Source organism: Streptomyces sp. SCL15-4 (assembly GCF_033366695.1).
Classification (GTDB): domain Bacteria; phylum Actinomycetota; class Actinomycetes; order Streptomycetales; family Streptomycetaceae; genus Streptomyces.
Genome location: NZ_JAOBTQ010000001.1, coordinates 6344741 through 6364911, shown reverse-complemented (window position 1 = coordinate 6364911; position 20171 = coordinate 6344741). Strand labels below are relative to the sequence as shown.

Annotated in this window: 18 protein-coding genes; 4 read left to right on the top strand and 14 right to left on the bottom strand. The window is 72.2% G+C overall.

The window, feature by feature from the left end; genetic code table 11:
* The first annotated feature begins 80 nt into the window (after nucleotides 1–80).
* From SCK26_RS28535 to SCK26_RS28525, 3 genes are all read left to right on the top strand, one after another.
* Nucleotides 81–1535 (top strand): peptidoglycan D,D-transpeptidase FtsI family protein, encoded by a 1455-nt coding sequence (locus SCK26_RS28535; protein WP_318204200.1) that lies wholly within the window; start codon nucleotides 81–83, stop codon nucleotides 1533–1535.
* Nucleotides 1536–1810: 275 nt separating this feature from the next.
* Entirely contained in the window at nucleotides 1811–2380 is a 570-nt protein-coding gene (locus tag SCK26_RS28530) for a SigE family RNA polymerase sigma factor (RefSeq protein ID WP_318204199.1), read from the top strand.
* Entirely contained in the window at nucleotides 2377–3234 is an 858-nt protein-coding gene (locus SCK26_RS28525) for a hypothetical protein (RefSeq protein ID WP_318204198.1), read from the top strand. Before SCK26_RS28530 ends, SCK26_RS28525 begins: the two co-directional genes overlap by 4 nt.
* Nucleotides 3235–3287: 53 nt before the next feature.
* Here the strand turns inward: SCK26_RS28525 and SCK26_RS28520 are convergent, their stop codons facing one another.
* The 14 genes from SCK26_RS28520 to SCK26_RS28455 form a co-directional block, all read right to left on the bottom strand.
* Entirely contained in the window at nucleotides 3288–4385 is a 1098-nt protein-coding gene (locus SCK26_RS28520; RefSeq protein ID WP_318204197.1) for a pectinesterase family protein, read from the bottom strand.
* Nucleotides 4386–4439: 54 nt separating this feature from the next.
* Entirely contained in the window at nucleotides 4440–5726 is a 1287-nt protein-coding gene (locus tag SCK26_RS28515; RefSeq protein WP_318204196.1) for a pectate lyase, read from the bottom strand.
* A gap of 107 nt (nucleotides 5727–5833) precedes the next feature.
* Nucleotides 5834–6613 carry a rhamnogalacturonan acetylesterase gene (locus tag SCK26_RS28510; RefSeq protein WP_318204195.1) on the bottom strand — a complete coding sequence of 260 codons (780 nt, stop codon included), beginning with the start codon at nucleotides 6611–6613 and terminating at the stop codon, nucleotides 5834–5836.
* A 101-nt stretch (nucleotides 6614–6714) separates the two neighbouring features.
* Nucleotides 6715–8055: a sugar ABC transporter substrate-binding protein gene (locus SCK26_RS28505; protein ID WP_318204194.1), complete on the bottom strand. Its 1341-nt coding sequence runs from the start codon at nucleotides 8053–8055 to the stop codon at nucleotides 6715–6717.
* Nucleotides 8056–8127: 72 nt separating this feature from the next.
* On the bottom strand, nucleotides 8128–10125 hold the full coding sequence (locus SCK26_RS28500) for a pectinesterase family protein (protein ID WP_318204193.1): 1998 nt from the start codon (nucleotides 10123–10125) through the stop codon (nucleotides 8128–8130).
* Between the two features lie 33 nt (nucleotides 10126–10158).
* Nucleotides 10159–11700, bottom strand: coding sequence for a glycoside hydrolase 43 family protein (locus tag SCK26_RS28495; protein WP_318204192.1), 1542 nt, complete (start codon nucleotides 11698–11700; stop codon nucleotides 10159–10161).
* Complete coding sequence (locus SCK26_RS28490; protein ID WP_318204191.1) at nucleotides 11697–12542, bottom strand: PmoA family protein; 846 nt, start codon at nucleotides 12540–12542, stop codon at nucleotides 11697–11699. Before SCK26_RS28490 ends, SCK26_RS28495 begins: the two co-directional genes overlap by 4 nt.
* Entirely contained in the window at nucleotides 12542–13681 is a 1140-nt protein-coding gene (locus tag SCK26_RS28485; protein WP_318204190.1) for a Gfo/Idh/MocA family oxidoreductase, read from the bottom strand. Before SCK26_RS28485 ends, SCK26_RS28490 begins: the two co-directional genes overlap by 1 nt.
* On the bottom strand, nucleotides 13678–14154 hold the full coding sequence (locus SCK26_RS28480) for a hypothetical protein (protein WP_318204189.1): 477 nt from the start codon (nucleotides 14152–14154) through the stop codon (nucleotides 13678–13680). Before SCK26_RS28480 ends, SCK26_RS28485 begins: the two co-directional genes overlap by 4 nt.
* Nucleotides 14151–15035 carry a carbohydrate ABC transporter permease gene (locus SCK26_RS28475; protein WP_318204188.1) on the bottom strand — a complete coding sequence of 295 codons (885 nt, stop codon included), beginning with the start codon at nucleotides 15033–15035 and terminating at the stop codon, nucleotides 14151–14153. The genes SCK26_RS28480 and SCK26_RS28475 overlap by 4 nt, the downstream gene beginning before the upstream one ends.
* Nucleotides 15032–15967: a carbohydrate ABC transporter permease gene (locus tag SCK26_RS28470; RefSeq protein ID WP_318204187.1), complete on the bottom strand. Its 936-nt coding sequence runs from the start codon at nucleotides 15965–15967 to the stop codon at nucleotides 15032–15034. The genes SCK26_RS28475 and SCK26_RS28470 overlap by 4 nt, the downstream gene beginning before the upstream one ends.
* An 80-nt stretch (nucleotides 15968–16047) precedes the next feature.
* Nucleotides 16048–17781 (bottom strand): L-arabinonate dehydratase, encoded by a 1734-nt coding sequence (gene araD, locus SCK26_RS28465; protein WP_412080790.1) that lies wholly within the window; start codon nucleotides 17779–17781, stop codon nucleotides 16048–16050.
* Nucleotides 17778–18689, bottom strand: coding sequence for a dihydrodipicolinate synthase family protein (locus tag SCK26_RS28460; RefSeq protein WP_318204185.1), 912 nt, complete (start codon nucleotides 18687–18689; stop codon nucleotides 17778–17780). The genes araD and SCK26_RS28460 overlap by 4 nt, the downstream gene beginning before the upstream one ends.
* The gene (locus tag SCK26_RS28455) at nucleotides 18686–19342 is read right to left on the bottom strand and encodes a GntR family transcriptional regulator (RefSeq protein ID WP_318204184.1); all 657 of its coding nucleotides are present in this window, start codon (nucleotides 19340–19342) and stop codon (nucleotides 18686–18688) included. The genes SCK26_RS28460 and SCK26_RS28455 overlap by 4 nt, the downstream gene beginning before the upstream one ends.
* 227 nt (nucleotides 19343–19569) lie before the next feature.
* Between SCK26_RS28455 and arr the strand changes: the two genes are divergently transcribed.
* Nucleotides 19570–19998 carry an NAD(+)--rifampin ADP-ribosyltransferase gene (arr, locus tag SCK26_RS28450; protein ID WP_318204183.1) on the top strand — a complete coding sequence of 143 codons (429 nt, stop codon included), beginning with the start codon at nucleotides 19570–19572 and terminating at the stop codon, nucleotides 19996–19998.
* Nucleotides 19999–20171: the final 173 nt, after the last annotated feature.

The window sequence follows — 20171 nt, the reverse complement described above, 5'->3', positions numbered from 1 at the left end:
CGGGCCGTTTCCTGAAGGCCGGATGAAAAAACGGGTCGTACGGGAACGATCGCCCCCGGTCCGCTCGTCTTCCGAGCGGGATGAACAAGACGATCAGGCGGGCGTCCGTCTTCACGCTGCTGCTCGTGCTCGCCCTGCTGGTCAGGGCGACGTGGCTCCAGTTCTACGACGGTCAGGCCCTCGCGGACGACAACGACAACCGGCGGAACGTGATCGCGACGTACTCGCGTCCCCTGGGGAACATCATCGTGGCCGGGGACGCGATCACCGGCTCCGCGCGGACGAAGGGAAGCGACCTCGCGTACAAGCGGACGTACACGAACGGCGAGCTGTACGCCCCGGTGACGGGCTATGCCTCGCAGGCCTACGCCCCCACCCAGCTGGAGGGCATCTACAAGGACCTGCTCAACGGCACGGACAACCAGCTCAAGACCGTGATGGACACCGTCACCGGGGAGCGCGCCGACCCGGGCGACGTCATCACGACGATCGATCCGGCCGTGCAGAAGGCGGGCTATCGCGCGCTGGGCGGCAAGAAGGGCGGGGCCGTCGCGATCGACCCGAAGACCGGGAAGATCCTCGCCGTGGTCTCGACGCCGTCCTACGACCCCTCCGCGCTCACCGACGCGAGCACCGCGGGCACGGCGTGGAAGGCGCTCAACGCGGACAAGGAGAAGCCGCTCACCAACCGCGCGCTGCGCCAGCCACTGCCGCCCGGCTCGACGTTCAAGCTGGTCGTCGCCGCCGCCGCGCTGGAGACCGGGTTGTACAAGAACGTGGACGAAACCACGGACAGTCCCGATCCGTACATCATGCCGGGCACGGTGCTCCCGCTGAACAACGAGAGCAAGTCGGCGCCGTGCAAGAACGCCTCCATCCGGGTCGCCCTGCGCTACTCGTGCAACAACGTCTTCGGTCACATGGCCGTCGAGCTGGGGCAGGAGAAGGTCAGGGACATGGCCGAGAAGTTCGGCTTCAACGACGCGGAGCAGGACGTGCCGGTGCGCGCCTACCCGAGCGTCTACCCCTCCGACATGGACAAGGCGCAGACGGCCCTGTCCGGCATCGGCCAGTTCGACGTCACGGCGACCCCGCTCCAGATGGCCATGGTCTCGGCGGCCATCGCCAACGGCGGCAAGCTGGTGTCGCCGCACATGGTCGCGCGGATCACCGACAGCGGCGGCGACGTGCTGAAGGACTACGACGACGACACCGGCACCTCGGAGATCATCAGCTCCACCACCGCCGAGCAGCTTCAGTCGGCGATGGTGACGGTGGTGAAGGACGGTACCGGCACCAACGCGCTGATCGACGGGGTGACCGTCGGCGGCAAGACCGGCACCGCGCAGCACGGTGAGAACAACAGCAAGACGCCGTACGCGTGGTTCACCTCGTACGGCAAGTCGGACGGCAACGGCAAGGAAGTGGCCGTCGCGGTGATGGTGGAGCAGTCCGACGCGGCCCGCTCCGAGGTGAGCGGCAACGGCCTGGCGGCGCCGGTGGCCCGGGCCATGATGCGGGCGGCGCTGAAGTAGCCCCGCCGTGGCGCCCCGGCAGGAAACGGGGCGCCACGCACTCCCCCGGTCCCGTCCGGGATCGCCTCTTCTTTCCTCTCCTTTCGAACCCTCTTCGGGTCGTTTCCGTGTTCTCTCAACGGGTTCGGTCAGCCATACGCTGTCCGACCCCCCGTACGAAAACGCCTAAACGATCACTGCTACGCTTCCGGATCTCCGTCCGGGCCTCCCTGGACTCCCCGCATGTCATTCACATGACACTCACCTCCAGAGCGCGTATCGAGAAGAGGTCACCCGTGGGCACAGTCGTCGACGACGCAGCCTCCGTGGAGTTCCATGCCTTCTTCGAACGGCACTACGCCGAACTCGCCCGCCTCGCCCACCTGTTGACCGGCGAGCCGGACGCCGCCGACGATCTGGCGGCGGACGCCCTGCTGGCCCTGTGGCACCGCTGGGACCGGGTGCGCGCGGCCGACCATCCGGTGGCGTACGCGCGAGGCGTGGTCGCCAACCTGGCCCGTACCCGGATCCGCGGCGCCGTGCGCGAGCGGCGGCGGATCGCGCTGTTCTGGCCGCGCGCCGAGGAACGCACCGAGAACCCGGACGTCGCCGGCGTGGTGGACGTCCAGGGGGCGCTGCGCAGGCTGCCGTTCCGGAAGCGGGCGTGCGTGGTGCTCCGGCACGCGTTCGACCTGTCGGAGAAGGACACCGCGCTCGCGCTCGGGATCTCGGTGGGTACGGTTAAGAGCCAGACGTCCAAGGGCATGGCCGAACTCCAGCGGCTGCTCGGCCCGCAGGGCGACCCGCGGCGGGTGCACGCGGTGATGGCGGCCCGGGGCGGGGAGAGCGGAGGAAGGAACCGATGAGGCGGCAGGACGTGCACGACGAGCTGCGCGCCCGGCTGCACGAGGCGGCCGGGGCCCATGAACCGGACCGCGCGCGCATCCTGGCCCGGGTGGAGCGCGGCATGGCCGAGCCGTCCCGCCCCGGCCACCGGGCCGTGCGCCCGCCGGTGGTGGGCTGGTTCCGGGTGGTCTCCGCGACGGCCGCGGTGGCCGGAGTGCTCGCGGTCGGCGGCTACGCGGTGGCGTCCGCGGTGAAGGACGAGCCGCCGGCCCGCCGGACGGTGGCCGTCCCGCCGGCGCCCAGCGCGTCCCCGGAGCGCACCACGGCCCCGGCACCGCCCGTCCGCACGGCCGGCCCGACGCCCACGGGCACCGCCGGCGAGCCGTCCCGGACGCCGTCCTCCTCGCCTTCCTCGTCCGCCTCCGCCACCCCGGAGGCCACCGCCTCCAACGGGCCGCCGACGGCCCGCGCCGAGCGCAGCGGCCCCCTGTGGTCGGACGGCTCGGTCGACCCGCACAGCAACGACTTCTGGGCGCAGAGCAATCTGACCCTGAAGACGTCGGAAAGGCTCACGTCGCTCACGGTGGAGCTGAGGATCGCGCAGACCGGCGGGGTGACCTCCACGGGCGCCTGGCGCTCGCTGCCCGAGGCGGACTTCGCCCTGAGCGTCGCGGAGAAGGACGGGTTCGTCGTCTACACGTGGACGCTGAGGCGGGGACGTACGGTGCCGGCGGGCGAGTGGGTGTTCGCCGGGCAGTACGACCATGCCCGCGGAGGGCGGGACGCGAAGGACGACGGCTACGTCATGACGGGGACCGCCGACGGCCACGCCTACGCGGTGACCGGCGACTTCGCCCCGCACGAGCCCTCCTGAAGCCTGTCTGGCAATTCCCGTCTGCCCCGGTGGCCGTGCCGTGCGGCTCGGCGTCAGCGCTCCGCCCACGGCGTCCAGTCGCCGAGCCAGGCCGCCCTGGTCGCCGACGCGGCCTGCGCGTCGGTCAGCCGGGGCCGGTTCTCCGGGACGGTGACGACCGCTCCGGGGCCGGTGGTGCGGTACTCGGCGAACCGCTGCTCCTGCCAGGGGTGGGCCGCCGCCATGTCCGTGTAGGGGGTGGCCGCGTCGATGCCGGGGCCGAGCCAGGTGTCGCGGACGGTGAGCATCGGGCGGGCGGTGGGGTCGGAGCTGGGGACCCAGGGGCGGGCCAGCTTGTAGAAGGCGTCCGGGGCCTCGCTGGTGATGCGGCTCCGGGTGACCAGGAAGCCGTGCGGGTTGGCGGCGGCGGTGGAGGGCGCGAAGACGAAGCCGTAGGGCGCGGCGGCCAGGTCCGTGCGGTTCAGGGTGCGGAAGCGGCAGTGCTCGAACACGGCGGCGGCCCGTCCGAAGACGAAGTCGACGTCTCCCTCGGCGTAGCAGTGGGCGTAGTACTGCCGGGCGAAGACGGACAGGGCCGGTGAGTCGGCGTACAGGGTGTCCTGGTGGCCGAGGAAGCGGCAGTGCCAGAAGGCGCTCCGGTCGCCCTGCGCCTTGAGGGCGACGGCCTGGGTGCCGGTGGTGCCGGGGTGGTCGGCGCGCAGCCAGTCGTTGGCGAAGGTGATCCAGCGGGCGGTGAAGCCGTCGGCCTGGACGGTGGCCGTCGCCGAACCGGTGGTGCCGTGGGTGCCGCCGCCGGGCTTGGGGGTGCCGGCGGCGTTGTCGTGGACGATCACCACGTCCCGCGGGTCCCCGGTGGCGCCGATCCAGGTCATCTCCGTACGGCCGGGGTCGACGGCGACCGTCTCGCGGTAGGTGCCCGGGGCGATGACCAGGGTCCGGCCGCCGCCGGTGGCGGCGGTGACCGCGGCCTGGACGGAGGCGAAGTCGCCGCGGCCGTGCGGGTCGACGTACAGGGTGCCCGGGGTGAGGCGGCGGGCCGGGGAGCCGTAGCGGCCGAACGGGCGGGGACGGGCGTGTGCGGGGGCGGAAGTCAGGGCGAGCGCGGCGGCCGCGGTGCTCGCGGTGAGCAGACCCCGTCGGGACAGGGGCATGGAAGTCCTCCCTCATCGGGCGGCCGGGGCGGTGTCGCGCCCCGGCCGCACGGGTCAGCGCAGGCGTCCGGCGCCCGCGTGGTGGCCGACGATGCCGGGAACGGCCGACGGCCGGTCCACCCTGGTGCGCAGGCTCGGCGTCCACCCGGCCCCGGACCGCAGGATCTCGCCGGGCACGTCCGCGTTGTGGACGGCGAGGAGATCCACCGGCCGGCCGTTGACGTAGTTGTCGGCGGCGGTGACCGGGGCGTCCTTCCACTTCTTCAGCACCGCGCCGGCCCGGGCGCCGTCCGGCAGGGTGAACGCGTTGTGCTCGGCGACGAGCTGGGACTCCATGCCGATGCCGTAGGTGTAGGAGTAGCCGTCGCCCGCGACGAAGTGGTTGTTGTACGAGTCCACCTGCCCGAAGCGGACGCGCGGCGCCCGCTCGACCAGGTTCCGGAACAGGTTGTGGTGGAAGGTGACCTTCAGGTGCCCGCGGTCGACGGCGGCGGTGGCCGCGCTGTCGCTGTTGCCGATGAGGATCGTCTTGTCGTGGTCCTCGAAGACGTTCCAGGACGCGGTGACGTAGTCGGCGCCCTTGACGACGTCCAGCTCGCCGTCGTGCTGCTGGTAGAGGCGGCCGTAGTACGACGGCAGGGTGCTGTCCGGGTGGTCGCCGTCGGTGAAGGTGTCGTGGTCCATCCACACATGGGTCGAGCCGTACACCACGGCGCTGTCGTACTCGGAGTTCCAGTTGCCGTCGGCGGTGTCGGTCGGGTCCCACTGCGGGAAGCAGTCGAGGGGGCTCTCGAAGGCCAGGTTGCGCACGATGACGTTGTCGACGCCCTTGATCTGGAGGCTGGCGCCCTTGAACCCGGCGTCGCGGCCGATGCCGACGATGGTGGTGTTGGCGGGGACGGCCGCCTTGATGAAGGCGTCCTGGCGGGCGGCCGAGGCGCGGCGCAGGCCCTCGGGACTGCCGTCGGGCTCGGCGTCGAGGGTCTTGGCGCGGCCCCACACCGCCGGGTCGTAGGTCTTCAGATAGGCGTCGAAGTCGTAGCCGGGCACCGCGAACGTGTCGCAGCCGGGCCCGTCGGCGTCGAGGGTGCCCTTGACCCGGACGATCTTCGGCGCGCTGCCGCCGTCGGCGAGGGCGGCCTTGAACTGCTCCCAGGTGCTGACGGTGTACACGTGCGCGGGATCGGCGGCGGCCCCGCCGGTCGTCCCGGTGCCGTAGGCGGCCCAGCCGTCCCCGGCGGGCAGCGTCTGCCGGTCGGGTGCGGCGTGGCGGGCGGGGTGCGCGGACGCGGTGCCGGTGACGGCGAGGACGAGGGCGGTGGCGCCCACCAGGGCACTCATGACCCGTCCATGACATTTCTGGGTACGCACTGTGCGGCTCTCCTAGAGGACTCGGTGACTCGGTGGCGGCTCGGAAGCCGGTGGCCCGGTGGCCCGACGGGGACGGGTCAGGACGCGGGAGCGGGCGGCCAGGTGATCCAGGACGCCGGGACGTCCTCGTCCAGCCGGCGGAGGTCGGACCGGGCCAGCACCCGGGTGCGCAGCAGCTCCCGTGCCACGAGCCGCGCCACGGCGATGGCGCCCGGCGGGTTGAAGTGCGTGTTGTCCTGCTCGGTGGCGGTCCAGTTGAAGTAGGTCTTCGTCTCCTTGGGCCCGAGCCGCTGCCACAGCGCGAGCGACAGCGCCTCGATGTCGAGCAGCGCGACCTTCTCCTCCTCGGCGAGCGCCCGCACGGCCGCCGGGTAGTCGCCGTGGGTGGGCAGGGCGGTGCCGGCGGCGTCGAACCTGCGGCGCTCCACGGAGGTGGCGAGGACGGGCCGGGCACCACGCGCGCGGGCCCCGTCGACGTACAGCCGCAGATACCGCTGGTACGAGGTCCACGGCTCGGTGTACCGGGCGGGATCGGTGGCCTTCTCGTCGTTGTGCCCGAACTGGACGATCAGCAGATCCCCGTGCCGGATCTCGGCGAGCAGTGCGTCCAGCCGGCCCTCGTCGACGAAGCTCTTCGAACTCCGGCCGTTCACCGCGTGGTTGGCGACCTCCAGCTCCTTGCGGAGGAAGAAGGGCAGCGCCATGCCCCAGCCGGTCTCGGGAGCGGCGTCGGCGTATTTCTGTGCGGCCGTCGAGTCACCGGCGATGTGGAGACGGCGGGCGCCTTTCGGCGAACGCCGGGCAAGGGGGACGGCGGCGAGCGCGGTGGCCGTGACCTGTCTGCGCGTGAGGGACACGATCAGTACCTTTCGGACGCGGGGAAAGGGTGCGGGGCGCGGGGAACTGCGCGGCCGGCCACGACGGGCCCGCAGTCCCCCACGACCGCGGTGTTCCGGACTCAGTGGTTCTTCTTCCAGTCCTCCTGGGCCTTGTTCAGCTGGTCGGCCAGCAGGTCCAGGAATTGCTTCGCGCTCATCTTGCCGAGCAGCACCTTCTGGAAGTTCGGCTCGTTGTCGGCCTTGGAGACGGTGTTCCAGTCGGGCAGGTAGTACGGCAGCTGAACGATCTTCGTGCCGGCCCCGTCCAGCGCCTCGGCCGCCAGCTTCGTCGGCTCGTTCGCCCGCACCCAGGCGTCCCCCGCCGCCTCCGTGTTGGCCGGCACCGACCCGGCCGACTCGTTCCACTTGCTGTTGGACTCGTGCGAGGCGGCGAACTCGATGAACTTCCAGGCGGCGGCCTTGTTCCTGCCGGACTTGAACAGGGCGAGCCCGTCGACCGGGTTGGACACCTGCACCCGCGTCCCGTCGTCCAGGGTCGGGCTGGGAATGCCCCGGAACTTGCCCTTCAGCGCCTTCTCGTGGTCGGTGTAGGAGCCCAGGTTGTGGCTGAGCATCCCGATCGTGCCCGAGTCCCACTGGGCGACCATCTTGGTGAAGTCGTTGTTGACGTCGGCGGCCGGAGTGTCCTTCTTGTACAGCCCGGTGTACTTCTCCAGCGCGGCCACGTTCTTCGGGTCGTTGACGGTGGTCTTGTCGCCGTTCCAGAAGGACGTGATCCCGCTCTGCCCGTACATGGCGTCCAGGGCCTGGGCGATGGAGCCCTCACCGCCGCGGATGGTGTACCCGAAGGCGTTCTCGTCCTTGTCGGTGAGTTTGTCGGCGGCCTTGTAGAACTTCGTCCAGGTGGTCGGCGGCTCCAGCTTCGCCGCGCCGAACAGGTCGGTCCGGTACCACAGCGTGCCGTTGTTCGCGGACGTCGGCACGGTGTACGTCTTGCCGTCCCCGCCGGCCGCCTTGACGCTCTCCAGGAACTTGGCGTTGAGCTTGCCGCCGAGCGGACTGGAGGAGAGCCGCTGGTCCAGCGGCTCCAGCGCGCCCTGCGCGGCGACCTCGGCCAGCATCGCGGTGCCGACGCCGCCGACGTCCGGCAGGCCGCCGCCCTGGATGGCGGTGTCGTACTTGGACTGCACGCTCGCGGCGGGGATGCCGACGTACTTGACCTTGATGTCGGGGTACTTGTGCTCGAAGTCGGCGATGATCTGCTTCCAGATGTCGGTGCGGACCCCGCCGTTGTTGTCCCAGAAGGTGATCTCGCCCTTGCCGGACCCCTCGTTCCCCTTCTGTCCCGCGCTGCCGCTGCCGTCGTCACCGCAGGCGGTGGCGGTCAGCGCGAGGACGGAGCCCAGGGCCACGGCCAGGGCGGCGCGCCTGCTTCTGCGGGTGCGGATGCTGCTTGTCATTGGTCGGCTCTCTTCTGCTGGATCGGGCGGGGACATGAGGTCGTGGGGGTGGGTGGTGAGGCCGGCGGCGGGTCAGCGGCGGGCGAACGGCGCCCAGCCGTCCGTGCCGCGCAGGTAGTCGGCGACGGTGTACGACGCCGCGTCCGCGTCGTTCAGCCGCGGCCGGCCGGCGGTGACCGCGGCGCCGGGGCCGTAGGTGCGGTACTCGGCGAACCGGGCGTCCCGCCAGGAGAAACCGCCCATGTCGGTCCACGGCGCGGACTTGATCGCGGCGGGCAGCCGGGTGTTACGGATCAGCACCTGGCCGACCGCGTCCGGCTCGCCGCCCGGGTGCCAGGGCCGGCCGAGGTGCACGGTCCCGGCGGGCGCGTCGCTGACGATTCCGGAGTCGGTGATCAGGAACCCGTAGGGGTTGCCCTTCCAGGTCGAGGCGGCGGTGATGTAGCCGTTGTCGGTGGCGGAGCCCCGGTTCAGCGCCCGGATCACCGACCGCTCGATGACGGTCGTGGCACGCCCGTAGACGAAATCGACGTCGCCCTCGATGTACGCGTCGCGGAGGTACACCCGGCTGGTCGTGGTCAACGTGGGGCTGTCGGTCATCAGGGTGTCCTGGTTGCCCAGGAACGCGGTGTCGTCGAAGACGATCCGGTCGCCGGTCGTCTTCATCGCCAGCGCCTGCTCGCCCTTCAGTTCCACGGCGGCCTCGTCGAAGTCGTTGGCGAAGGTCAGGTGCCGGGCGGTGACGTCGTTCGCGGCGACGCGGACGGTGGCGCTGCCGGTGGAGCCGCCGTACTCGGCGGGAGTGTCGTACACGATGACGGTGCCGGACCGGTCGCGTCCGGTGCCCAGCAGCGTGATGCGGGGCTTGGACGCCGGGATGTACACCTTCTCGCGGTAGGTGCCGGGCGCGATCGCGATGGTCACCGGCACGTCGTTGCCGTCGGGCACGGCGTCCACCGCGGACTGCACGGTCGGGTGGTCGCCCGGTACGCGCAGCACGGTGCCGATCCGCTGCTGCGGGCCGGAGAAGCGCTTGACCAGCGCGGGAACGGCGGCGGCCGGGTCCGGCCGGTAGTCGTAGAAGGCGTGCGGGTCGAAGGCGGCGCCGTGCTCGTCGGTGCGTCCGCCGGTGTTCCTCAGGATCGAGCCGCGCTGCACCAGTTCGGCCGTGGCGTCGGCCTGGTAGGGGTGGCGGACACCGTCGTAGTAGCTGTTCTCGATGACCATCTTCGTCCGCCCGCGCGACCAGTTGCCGTACGTCCACACCGGGTCGCCGTCGGCCACCTGGTCCGACAGGTAGTTGTTGTACAGGTGCGCGTAGGCGCAGTTGTCGGCGGACGGGTTGCGCTGCTTGGTGCCGGAGAACCAGTTGTGGTCGATGGTGATCTGGGTGCGCACGTTGTTCGTCCAGCCGATGCCGAGCGCCTTGTTGTGGTGCGTGAACCGGTTCCAGGAGACGGTGATGTACTGGCTGTCCTTGCGGATGTCGAGCAGCCCGTCACCCATGTGCGTGAGGCGGTTGTGGTCGATCCAGACGTGGTCGGCGCCGTCCATCTGGATGGCGTCGAAGTCGGTGGTCTTGCCGTCCCAGTCGCCCTCGACGTAGGAGTCCCGGATCGTCAGGTTGCGGATGACGACGTTGTGCGTGCCGGGGTTCAGGTGCAGTTCGCCGTGGACGATCTCGCCGGTGCCGCCGACGCCGACGATGGTCTTGTCCGAGGCGACCGCGATGTCCGAGCCGAAGGGCTCCACCGCGATCGATCCGGCCACCCGGATGACGTACGGCTCCGGGGCCGACGCGTAGCGGGCGAGGGACGCCTGGTCGGTGACGGTGACGACCCGGCCGCCGGCGCCGCCGGTGGTGCCGCCGGCCAGTGCGGCGAAGCCGTGCGGCCGGTCGTCGAAGGGTCCGGCCGCCGGACCGGAGGCCCGCGCCGGGGCGGCGGCCGCCGTCGGCTCCGCGGCTCCGGCCCGGCCCGCCAGGCCGAGGGCGAAGGTGGCGACGAGGGCGGTCACGGTGGCCAGGACGGTGCCCGGCCGGGGCAAGCGCTTGCCAGGGATGTGCGTCATTGCGGCTCCCAACAGGGCTGCTTTTCTCAGGAACTACAGGGGCGTGATCCGGAACCGGGTGAAGGTCGCCGAGCCCGCGTGTCCGGGCCCCTCGGGCGCGACGGCGAACAGGCCGAACAGGGCGCCGACCCAGCGCCAGGGCGTGGCGGCGAAGACCGGGCCGGAAGGGCGCAAGCCGTCCCCGACGTCGTAGGAGAACCGGCAGCGCGCCCCGGGCCCGGCCTCGATCCGCAGCCGTGCCCGGCCCTCGGGCGCGGCGCACGGCACTCCGGCGTCGCGCTCCTTCTCCGCGACCGCCTCCCCGAACCGGTGCACGAGCCGGACCGTGCCGTCGGCCCCGCGCTCCAGTCCGATCCAGGAGAAGGCGTCCCCGAGCACCACGAGGCCCGCGCGGGCGCCCGGCTCGGTGGCGTCCAGCCGCAGCGTGACCTCGGCCGCGGCGGGCAGCCCGGGCAGCCGCTGGGTGAGGACGTTCGGCAGTCTCCGCGGGTCGTGGGCGTCGGCCGAGCGGACGCAGGCGAGCCGCAGGCCGTCCCCGGAGTGCTGGGTGGCCCAGCCGTCGCCGGGGTTGGCCGTCCACTGCCACTGCCGGCCGTAGCGGCCGCCGGGGAAGTCGTCGTCGGTGGCGGGCGCGGCGGGCGGCTGCGGCGGCAGCGCGGGCCGCCGGTGCACGGCGACGGGAGCGCCCTCGTCGCCGAGGACCGGCCAGCCTCCCCCGCTCCCGGCTTCGCTCGAACGGGAGGCGTCCCCGTCCTCCCAGCGCATCGGCTGGAGGTGGACCACCCTGCCGTAGGGGCCGCGCTGCTGGAAGTGCAGGAACCAGTCCTCGCCGGCCGCGGTGCGCACCCAGGCGCCCTGGTGGGGGCCGTTGACGTCGGTGTCCTTCTGCTCCAGCACGATCCGCTCCTCGTACGGGCCGAAGAACCCGCGCGAGCGGAACGCTCCCTGCCAGCCGGTCTCCACTCCGCCGGCGGGGGCGAAGATCCAGAACCAGCCGTCGTGCCGGTAGAGCTTGGGCCCTTCCAGGGTGAACCAGCCGGGGATGCGGTCGCCGTCGACGATGATCCTGCCCTCGTCGAGCAGCGAGGTGGCGTCGGGGTGCATCCGGTGGCCGGTGAGGCGGTTCTTGACGCCGGAGCGGGACTTGGCCCAGGCGTGCACGAGGTAGGCCTCGCCGCTCTCGTCGTCCCACAGCGGGCACGGGTCGATCAGGCCCTTGCCCGCCTTGACCAGGTGCGGCCGGGTCCACGGGCCCCTGATCTCGGGCGCGTTGACCTGGAAGATGCCCTGGTCGGGGTCGCCCCAGAAGATCCAGAAGCGGTCGTCGTGGTGCCGGATGGAGGGAGCCCAGACGCCGCAGTCGTGCCGGGGCCGGGCGAACTCCTCCTCCGGTTCGAGGCGTTCGAGGGCGTGGCCGACGAGGGTCCAGTCGACCAGGTTGCGGGAGTGCAGCAGGGGCAGTCCGGGGGCGCGGCCGAAGCTGGAGGCGGTGAGGTAGAAGTCGTCGCCGACGCGGACCACGTCCGGGTCGGACCAGTCGGCGTTCAGCACCGGGTTGCGGTAGGTCGCGGTCACTGGGCCACCGCCTTGCGGACCAGGGCGGCCACCTCGTCGCGGGCCGGGCGGCCGTCGGCGACGACGGTGACGATCCGGCGGACGACGGTCTCGCCGGGCGCGACGGTCAGCCGCTCGGTGTGTGCCAGCGAGGAGCCCACGCCGGGATACTCGGCGGCCCGGACGAACCAGGGGTCGCGGCGGGTGTCCTCGGTGGCCCCGGCGAACGCCAGCGTCCAGCCGGCGCCGGCCAGCGCGAGCCAGTCGGCGCGGGCGCCGTGCGCCGCCGCCTCGCCCGCGCGGTCGGCGGTGAAGACCTTAGGGGGCCGGGACTCCTTGCGGGCCCGCCAGAAGAAGCCGCCGTAGGCCGCGCCGGGCCGGCCGTTGGTGGCGGGGCTGCCGAGGGACAGCGGGCCGGGCGTGACGTTGGTGAGGGAGAAGGTGAAGTCCAGCGCCCAGGCGGCGCCGGTGAGCCCGGTGGCCGCGACCGTGCGGCGCTCGCGCAGCAGCTCGGTGCCGGCGGCGACCCAGCGCAGCTCCTCCACGAAGCCGTCGGGGTCGCGGAGCTGGAAGCCGGTGTGCCGCTGGGCGCCGTGGTTGTCCAGCTCGGTCGGGCCCTGGTCGCGCACGAAGGTCCGGCCGCCCCAGAAGTTGTGCCCCTCGACGTCGGGAACGGCGACACCGACGCCGAGGTGGTGTAGGTGGTCGGCGGGGCTCAGCTCGGTGACCGGCGTGCCGGCCAGGGTGGTGACGGGGTGCAGATAGGGGCGCGGGGCGAGCCGGTCGGGCAGTTCGGGCCGGGTGACATAGCGGCCGACCGGGCGGCCGGCGACCCGCAGGACCGGGTTGTCGTGGGCTGTCATCAGGTGCTCACCTCGTTCGGCAGGGCCCAGGAGGCGCCCAGTTCGGAGTAGAGGGCGAGGGTGTCGGCCGCCGCCGCGACCAGGCCGTCCACGCCGGGCACGATCCGGCGCCGTTCGTCCGGCAGCAGCCGCCAGGCGGTGTCCGGCAGCGGCGCCGGGTCGGGGGCGGTGCGGATGGCCTCGACGACCCGCATGAAGGCGCCGGTGTCCTCGGGCGGGACCAGCAGCCCGGTGCCGTGCTCCAGGTGGCCGGCCAGGTTCTCCAGCAGGTCCGTGCGGCCGTACTCGGTCTCCTCCGGTCCGTGCCCGGTGCGCTGGAGCAGCACCCGGTCCTGCTTGTACCAGAAGGTGATCCGGCCGGCGTCGCCGTGCACCAGCACATACGGCTCCCCGGGGTGCTCGGCGCACAGGGTCGCGGCGACCGTGACCGGTCCGCGCGGGGTGTGCACGCGGACGCAGGAGGTGTCGTCGGACTCGATGGCGTTGGCGCGCAGCAGTTCGGTCTCGATGCCGGTGACGTCCTCGGCGCGGGTGGTGCCGAGCAGGGCGAGAGCGGTGGCGACGGCGTGCGCGAGGGGGTTGGTGAGGACCCCGTCGACCACGTCGGCGCCGTTCAGCCGCCGCCGGCCGGCCCAGGCGGCCCGCCGGTAGTAGGCCTCGTCCCGGGCCCAGGCCCCGGCGGCGCCGACCCCGGCGATCCGCCCGATGGCGCCCTCGGCGATCAGGCGCCGGATCGCCGGCACCGCGTGCGAGCCGAGCGACTGGAAGCCGATCTGGCAGGCCACGCCTGCCTCGGCGACCCCGTCGGCCATGCGGCGGAACTCGGCGTAGGAGGGCGCGGGCGGCTTCTCCAGCAGCAGGTGCGCGCCCCGCGCGGCGGCGGTGAGCGCCAGCTCGGTGTGGGTCGGGATGGGCGTGCAGATCACGGCGATCCGCGCGCCGGTGGCATCCAGGAGCGCCCCGAGGTCGGCGGACTGCTCCGGTGCGCCCAGGCCGTCGGGGATCTCGGCGCCGGTGAGCGGGGTCAGTTCGCAGATCCCGGCGAGCCGCACCACGCCCCGGGCCTGGAGTGCGCGGATGTTGTCCAGGTGCCAGCGGCCGTGGCCGCGGGCGCCCGCGAGGACGACGGGAACACTCACGCGGTCCTCCCCGCGCCCGCGCCGCGCGCCACGGCCCGGTCGGCCGCCGCCGCGCTGTCGGTCCTCCCGCGCGGGACGGGCGTCCGGCCGGCGTCCGCCGTCAGGTCCCGCTCGCTGCCAAAGTCGTAGGCGTTGTGGATGGCGAGCGGGCCGACCGGACAGCCTCCCCCGGACTCCGTCCGGGAGGGCCCCCGCAGGGTGCCGCTCGCGTGCGGCGCGCTGCCGTTCCGGCTCTTGACCGGGTCGGCGGCCTCCACGTGGGCCGGGGCGCGGACGAGTCCGGCGCGGTCGGTCACCGTGGGCACGTGCGCGTCGCCGGCCGCCGCGCCTGCGGCGGTGCCGGTGCCGTACGCCGCCCAGCCGTCGCCGGCGGCGAGGACGTCCCGGCCGGTGGCGCGGGCCGTGCCGGCGTGCGCGGGCAGGCGGAACAGGCCGGCCGGGGCCGCCGCCGGGATCGGGTGCCGCGGTCTCATCCCTTCACCGCCCCCGCGCTGAAGCCGGTGATCAGCCACTTCTGGATGAAGGCGAACACGATCACCACCGGCACGGCCGCGATGATGCCGCCCGCCGCCAGGGCGCCCAGGTCGACGCTGTCGGCGCTCATCAGGGTGTTGAGGCCGACGGGGATGGTCTGCTTGCCCTGGTCGGAGAGGAACATCAGGGCGAACAGGAAGTGGTTCCAGGCGTGCACGAAGGCGAAGGAGCCGACGGCGATCAGGCCGGGCCGCAGCAGCGGCAGCACCACGATCCGGAAGCCGGTCAGGCGGTTGCAGCCGTCCACCCAGGCGGCCTCCTCCAGGGAGTAGGGCACGTTCCGGATGAACCCGCTGATCAGGATCATCGACAGCGGCAGCTGGAAGACGGTCTCGGCGAGGACCACGCTGCCCAGGGAGTTGATCATCCGCAGGTTGGCGAAGATCTGGAACAGCGGGACCAGCAGCAGCGCGCCCGGCACGAACTGCGAGCACAGCAGCGCCAGCATGAAGCCGCGCTTGAGCCGGAAGTCGAAGCGGGCCAGCGCGTAGCCGCCGGCCAGGGCGACGACGGTGGTCAGCACCAGGGTGGCGAGGCCGACGTAGACGCTGTTGGTGAAGTAGGTGCCGAAGCTGCGCTCGGTCCACACCTTCTCGAAGTGCTCGAAGGTCATCGGCCAGGGCACCAGGGAGGTGGAGCCGGCCGGGCGGAGCGCGAAGAGCAGGATCCAGTAGAAGGGGATCAGGGTGAACAGCAGGTAGATGGAGAGCGGGACGTAGATCTGCCAGCGCGGGACCTCGTCCCAGGCGCGGCGCTTGCCTCCGGGCCGGGCGGGCTCGGCCGCCACGCGGTCGGGAGCGGGAGCGATCTCGGTGATCACCTGGACTCGCCTCCGAACTTGCTCAGCCGCAGATAGACGATCGAGCAGAAGAGCAGGATCACGAACGCCACCGTGGTGAGGGCGGAGGCGTAGCCGAAGTTGTGGGCGTCGACGGATGTGTTGGCGATGTACAGCGGCAGGGTGGTGGTCTCGCCGGCCGGGCCGCCGCCGGTCAGGGTGTAGAGCAGGTCGACGTTGTTGAACTCCCACACCGCGCGCAGCAGCGTGGACAGGACGATGGCGTCCTTCAGGTGGGGCAGGGTGATGTGCCAGAACTGCTTGAGCCGGCTCGCCCCGTCGACCTCGGCGGCCTCGTACAGGTCCTTGGAGACGGACTGGAGGTCGGCGAGGATGAGGATCGCGAAGAACGGCACCCCGCGCCACAGGTCGGCGACCACCGCCGCCGGGAACACCGTGGAGGTGTCCGACAGCCAGCTGGTGCCGTACGAGCCGAGGCCCGCGTCGGCGAGGTAACGGCTGATGCCGGTCTGGGAGTTGTAGAGCAGCACCCAGATGGCCGAGGTCAGCACACCGGAGACGGCCCAGGGCGAGAAGACGAGCGCGCGGCCCACGGCCCGGCCGACGAAGGTCTGGTTGACGATGAGCGCCAGGGCGAGACCGCACAGCAGCTGCAACCCGACTTCCACCACGACCCACTTGGCGCTGAAGGTCAGCGTGTCCCAGAACTGCGGGTCGTGGGAGAAGGCCTGGGTGAAGTTGTCCAGGCCGGCGAAGCCGTTCCGCCAGGGCTTGGTGGGGTTGTAGTTCTGCAGGCTGTAGTAGAAGACACTGAGCACCGGGTAGGCGATGAATCCCAGCATCAGCAGGGCCGCCGGGGCGATCAGCAGATACGGCAGCCTGCGCGGGGTCGCGGAGGCACGGCGCCGCCGGGGTGGCGCGGGCGGCTTCGCCACGGCTGCGGCTTGGGCCATGACTGTTCTCCGTTCTCGGTGAAGCGCTTTCCGATCAATGTTCGAGATCTCGACCGTCTCGGGGCGCGGTCGAGGGCGGTTCAGCCGGCGTAGGGGTCCTGCACCGTGCCGGGCCGGGCGAGGAACTCGAAGTCGCAGCCGGTGTCCGCCTGGGTGATCTGCTCGCTGTAGAGCGCGCCGTAGCCGCGTTCGTAGCGCACGGGCGGCGGTGTCCACTCGGCCCTGCGGCGCGCCAGCTCCTCGTCGTCCACGTCGAGCCGCAGCGTGCGCGCCTCGACGTCGAGCGTGACGAGGTCCCCGGTGCGCACCAGGGCCAGCGGGCCGCCGACGTAGGACTCGGGGGCCACGTGCAGCACGCACGCGCCGTAACTCGTGCCGCTCATCCGGGCGTCGGAGATCCGGACCATGTCCCGCACGCCCTGCTTCAGCAGGTGGTCCGGGATCGGCAGCATGCCGTACTCGGGCATGCCCGGGCCGCCCTTGGGGCCGGCGTTGCGCAGCACCAGGACGCTGTCGGCGGTGATGCCGAGCGCGGGGTCGTTGATGGTGCGCTGCATGGTCCTGTAGTCGTCGAAGACGACGGCCGGGCCGGTGTGCCTGAGCAGCCGCGGCTCGGCGGCGATGTGCTTGATGACCGCGCCGTCCGGGCAGAGGTTGCCGCGCAGCACGGCGACACCGCCCTCGCTCGCGACCGGGTTGTCCCGGGTGCGGATGACGTCGTCGTCGTGGACCCGCGCGCCGCGGAGCTGCTCGCGCAGGGTGTCGTGGGACACCGTCGGCCTCTCCAGGTGGAGCAGGTCGGTGATCCGGGAGAGGAAACCGGGCAGACCGCCGGCGAAGTGGAAGTCCTCCATCAGGTACTTCCGTCCGCCGGGGCGGACGTTGGCGAGGACCGGGACGGTGCGGGCGATGCGGTCGAAGTCGTCCAGGGTCAGCCGGACGCCGGCCCGGCCGGCCATGGCGATGAGGTGGATCACCGCGTTGGTGGAGCCGCCGAGGCCGAGCACGGTGGTGACGGCGTCCTCGAAGGCCTCCCGGGTGAGGATGCCGGACAGCCTGCGGTCCCGGTGGACGAGGTCCACGGCCGTCATGCCCGCCTTCGCCGCCATCCGGTCGTGCCCGGAGTCCACCGCCGGGATGCTGGACGCGCCCGGCACGGTCACCCCGAGCGCCTCGGCGGCGGCGGTGAGCGTGGACGCCGTGCCCATCGTCATGCAGTGGCCGGGCGAGCGGGCCAGGCCGCTCTCCAGCTCGGCCAGTTCGCAGTCGCCGATGAGGCCGGCCCGCTTGTCGTCCCAGTACTTCCACATGTCGGTGCCGGAGCCGAGGACCTCGCCGCGCCAGTGGCCCGGGAGCATCGGGCCGGCCGGCACGAACACGGCGGGCAGGTCGGCGGAGGCCGCGCCCATCAGCAGCGCGGGCGTCGACTTGTCGCAGCCGCCCATGAGCACCGCTCCGTCGACCGGGTAGGAGCGCAGCAGCTCCTCGGTCTCCATGGCGAGCAGGTTGCGGTAGAGCATGGGGGTCGGCTTCTGGAAGGTCTCGCTGAGCGTGGAGACCGGGAACTCCAGCGGGAAGCCGCCCGCCTGCCACACGCCGCGCTTGACGGCCTGGGCGCGGTCGCGCAGGTGGACGTGGCAGGGGTTGATGTCGGACCAGGTGTTGAGGATGGCGATGACCGGCTTGCCCAGGTGCTCCTCGGGCAGATAGCCGAGCTGGCGGGTGCGGGCGCGGTGGCTGAAGGACCGCAGCCCGTCGGTGCCGTACCACTGGTGGCTGCGCAGTTCCTCGGGCCGCTTGGGGGTTGCGTTCATATGGACCATCCGGCGGCGATGGCGGCGACCTCGGCGCGCTCGTCCTCGGGCAGCGGCCTGCTGGGCGGGCGGACGTCCCGACGGCACAGGCCGAGCGCGGCGAGGGCCTCCTTGACGACGGTGACGTTGTTGGCGTTGCCCTGTTCGGCGCGCAGCTCCTCGAAGCGGCGGATCTGCTCCCAGACCTTCATGGCGGCCGGGTAGTCGCCGGCACGCAGGGCGTCCAGCATGTTCCGGGAGACGGCCGGGGCGACGTTGACGAGGCCGGAGGTGAAGCCGGTGGCGCCCGCGGAGAAGTAGGAGGGCGCGTAGGGCTCGGCGAGTCCGGCCACCCACACGAAGCGGTCCAGGCCGGCGTCGCGGGCGAAGGCCGCGAACCGGGCGGCGTCCGGGACGGCGTACTTCACGCCGATGACGTTCGGGCAGTGGCCGGCGAGTTCGGCGAGCCGGGCGCCGGGCAGCTGCGCGTTGCGGATGTACGGCACGACGCCCAGCTCGGGGACGGCCTCGGCGATGGCGCGGTGGTAGTCGACCCAGCCGGCCGCGGACACGTAGGGGTGCACCGGCTGGTGGACCATGACCATGCCGGCGCCGAGGTCGCGGGCGTGCCGGGCGGAGGTGATCGCGGTGGGCAGGTCGTGGCCCACGCCGGCCAGGATCACGGCGCGGTCGCCGGCCTCGGCCACGGTCGTCTCGGTGACCAGCCGACGCTCCTCGGGGGCGAGGGCGTAGAACTCGCCGGTGTTGCCGTTCGGGGTGAGGGTGGTGATGCCGCCGTCGAGCAGGCGACGCAGCAGCGCCCGGTGGGTGGCGGTGTCGACGGAGCCGTCCGCGGCGAAGGGGGTCACCGGGATGGCCACCACGTCGGCCAGGGCCGCCCGCTGGGCCTCGAAGGTCACGCTGCTCATTGCTCGCCTTCCGTGGAAAGGGGCTCGGGGAACGCCCGGTGGACGAAGGACGCGATGTGGGCGTGCAGGGCGCCCGCGGCCCCGTCCGCGTCGCCGTCCAGGGCGAGCCGCAGGATCTCCCGGTGCTCGGCGGCCTCCCGCTCCCAGGAGGGGTCGGTGGCCCAGGCGACGGCGGAGACGAGGGCGGCCTGGTCGCGGACCTGGTCCAGCATCCGGGCGAGCAGTGGATTGCCGCACGGGAGGTACAGGGCACGGTGGAACTCCCGGTTGGCCAGGGAGCGTTCGGCGGTGTCGGTGGCGTCGTCGGCGCGGGCCAGCGCGGAGCGGGCGGCGTCGAGGGAGGCACCCTTGGTCACGGCCCGGCGCAGCGCCTCCGGCTCCAGCAGCAGCCGTACGTCGTACACCTCGCGCGCCATGTCCGCGTCCACCATGCGCACCGTGACGCCCTTGTACTGGCTCATCACGACCAGGCCGGTTCCGGCGAGGGTCTTCAGCGCCTCGCGCACCGGGGTCTTGGACACTCCGAACTGCGCGGCCAGCTCCGTCTCGACCAGTGCCTGACCGGGCGTCAGCTGCCCGGTGAGGATGCGGTGTTTGATCGCGTCCAGCACGTATTGCGTGCGGGACGGGATCGGCGTGGGCACAGAGGTCATGCGGCCCTCTCGGATCTCACATATCGCGTCTCATATATGACGTACGAAGTACGACGCGTTGAAGGTAGGAGGGGCCGCAAGTTTCGTCAATGCTTCGGACAGAGGAAGTTGCGGTGCCGGGAGTTCCGTTCCACGCGAGCGCGGCGTGAACTCCGCTCCGGATTGGGTGATTCCGCTGCCTGCCGTGGTTCCCTGTCCTCCCAAGCCCGGCCCCGAGGAGCACCCCCATGACCAGCACCCCTGTCCCTTTCCAGGTGTACGAGGCGGGGATCTACCTGCACGGCACGAAGGCGGATCTCGCTCCGGGGGACGTGCTGACCCCCGGGTACGCGTCCAACTACGAGGAAGGGCGCACGTCCCGTCACGTCTACGTCTCCGAGACGCTGGACGCCGCGGCCTGGGGCGCCGAGCTGGCGGCCGGCGACGGGCCGGGCCGGATCTACGTGGTGGAGCCGACCGGCGCTCTGGAGGACGACCCGAACGTCACCGACAAGAAGTTCCCGGGCAACCCGACCCGTTCCTACCGCACACGCGAGCCCGTGCGCGTCGTGTCGGAGCTGACGGACTGGACCGGCCACTCCCCCGAGCAGATCGAGGCCATGCGCAACGCGCTGGCCGACCTCCGCCACCGCGGCCTCGCGACGATCCTGGACTGACGGGGCCGCCGGGAGAGCGGAGGACCGGCCGCCCCGCGATCCGCGGCCGGACGGGAAGCCGTGACGCCCGCGGCCGGGGCCTTGGCCAAAATGCCGGGGCTCTCCCGGCCACGGCGTGATTGAGTTATCCGCCGTGAAAAGATTGTTCGAACACCTACGGCGTGTCCTGACCC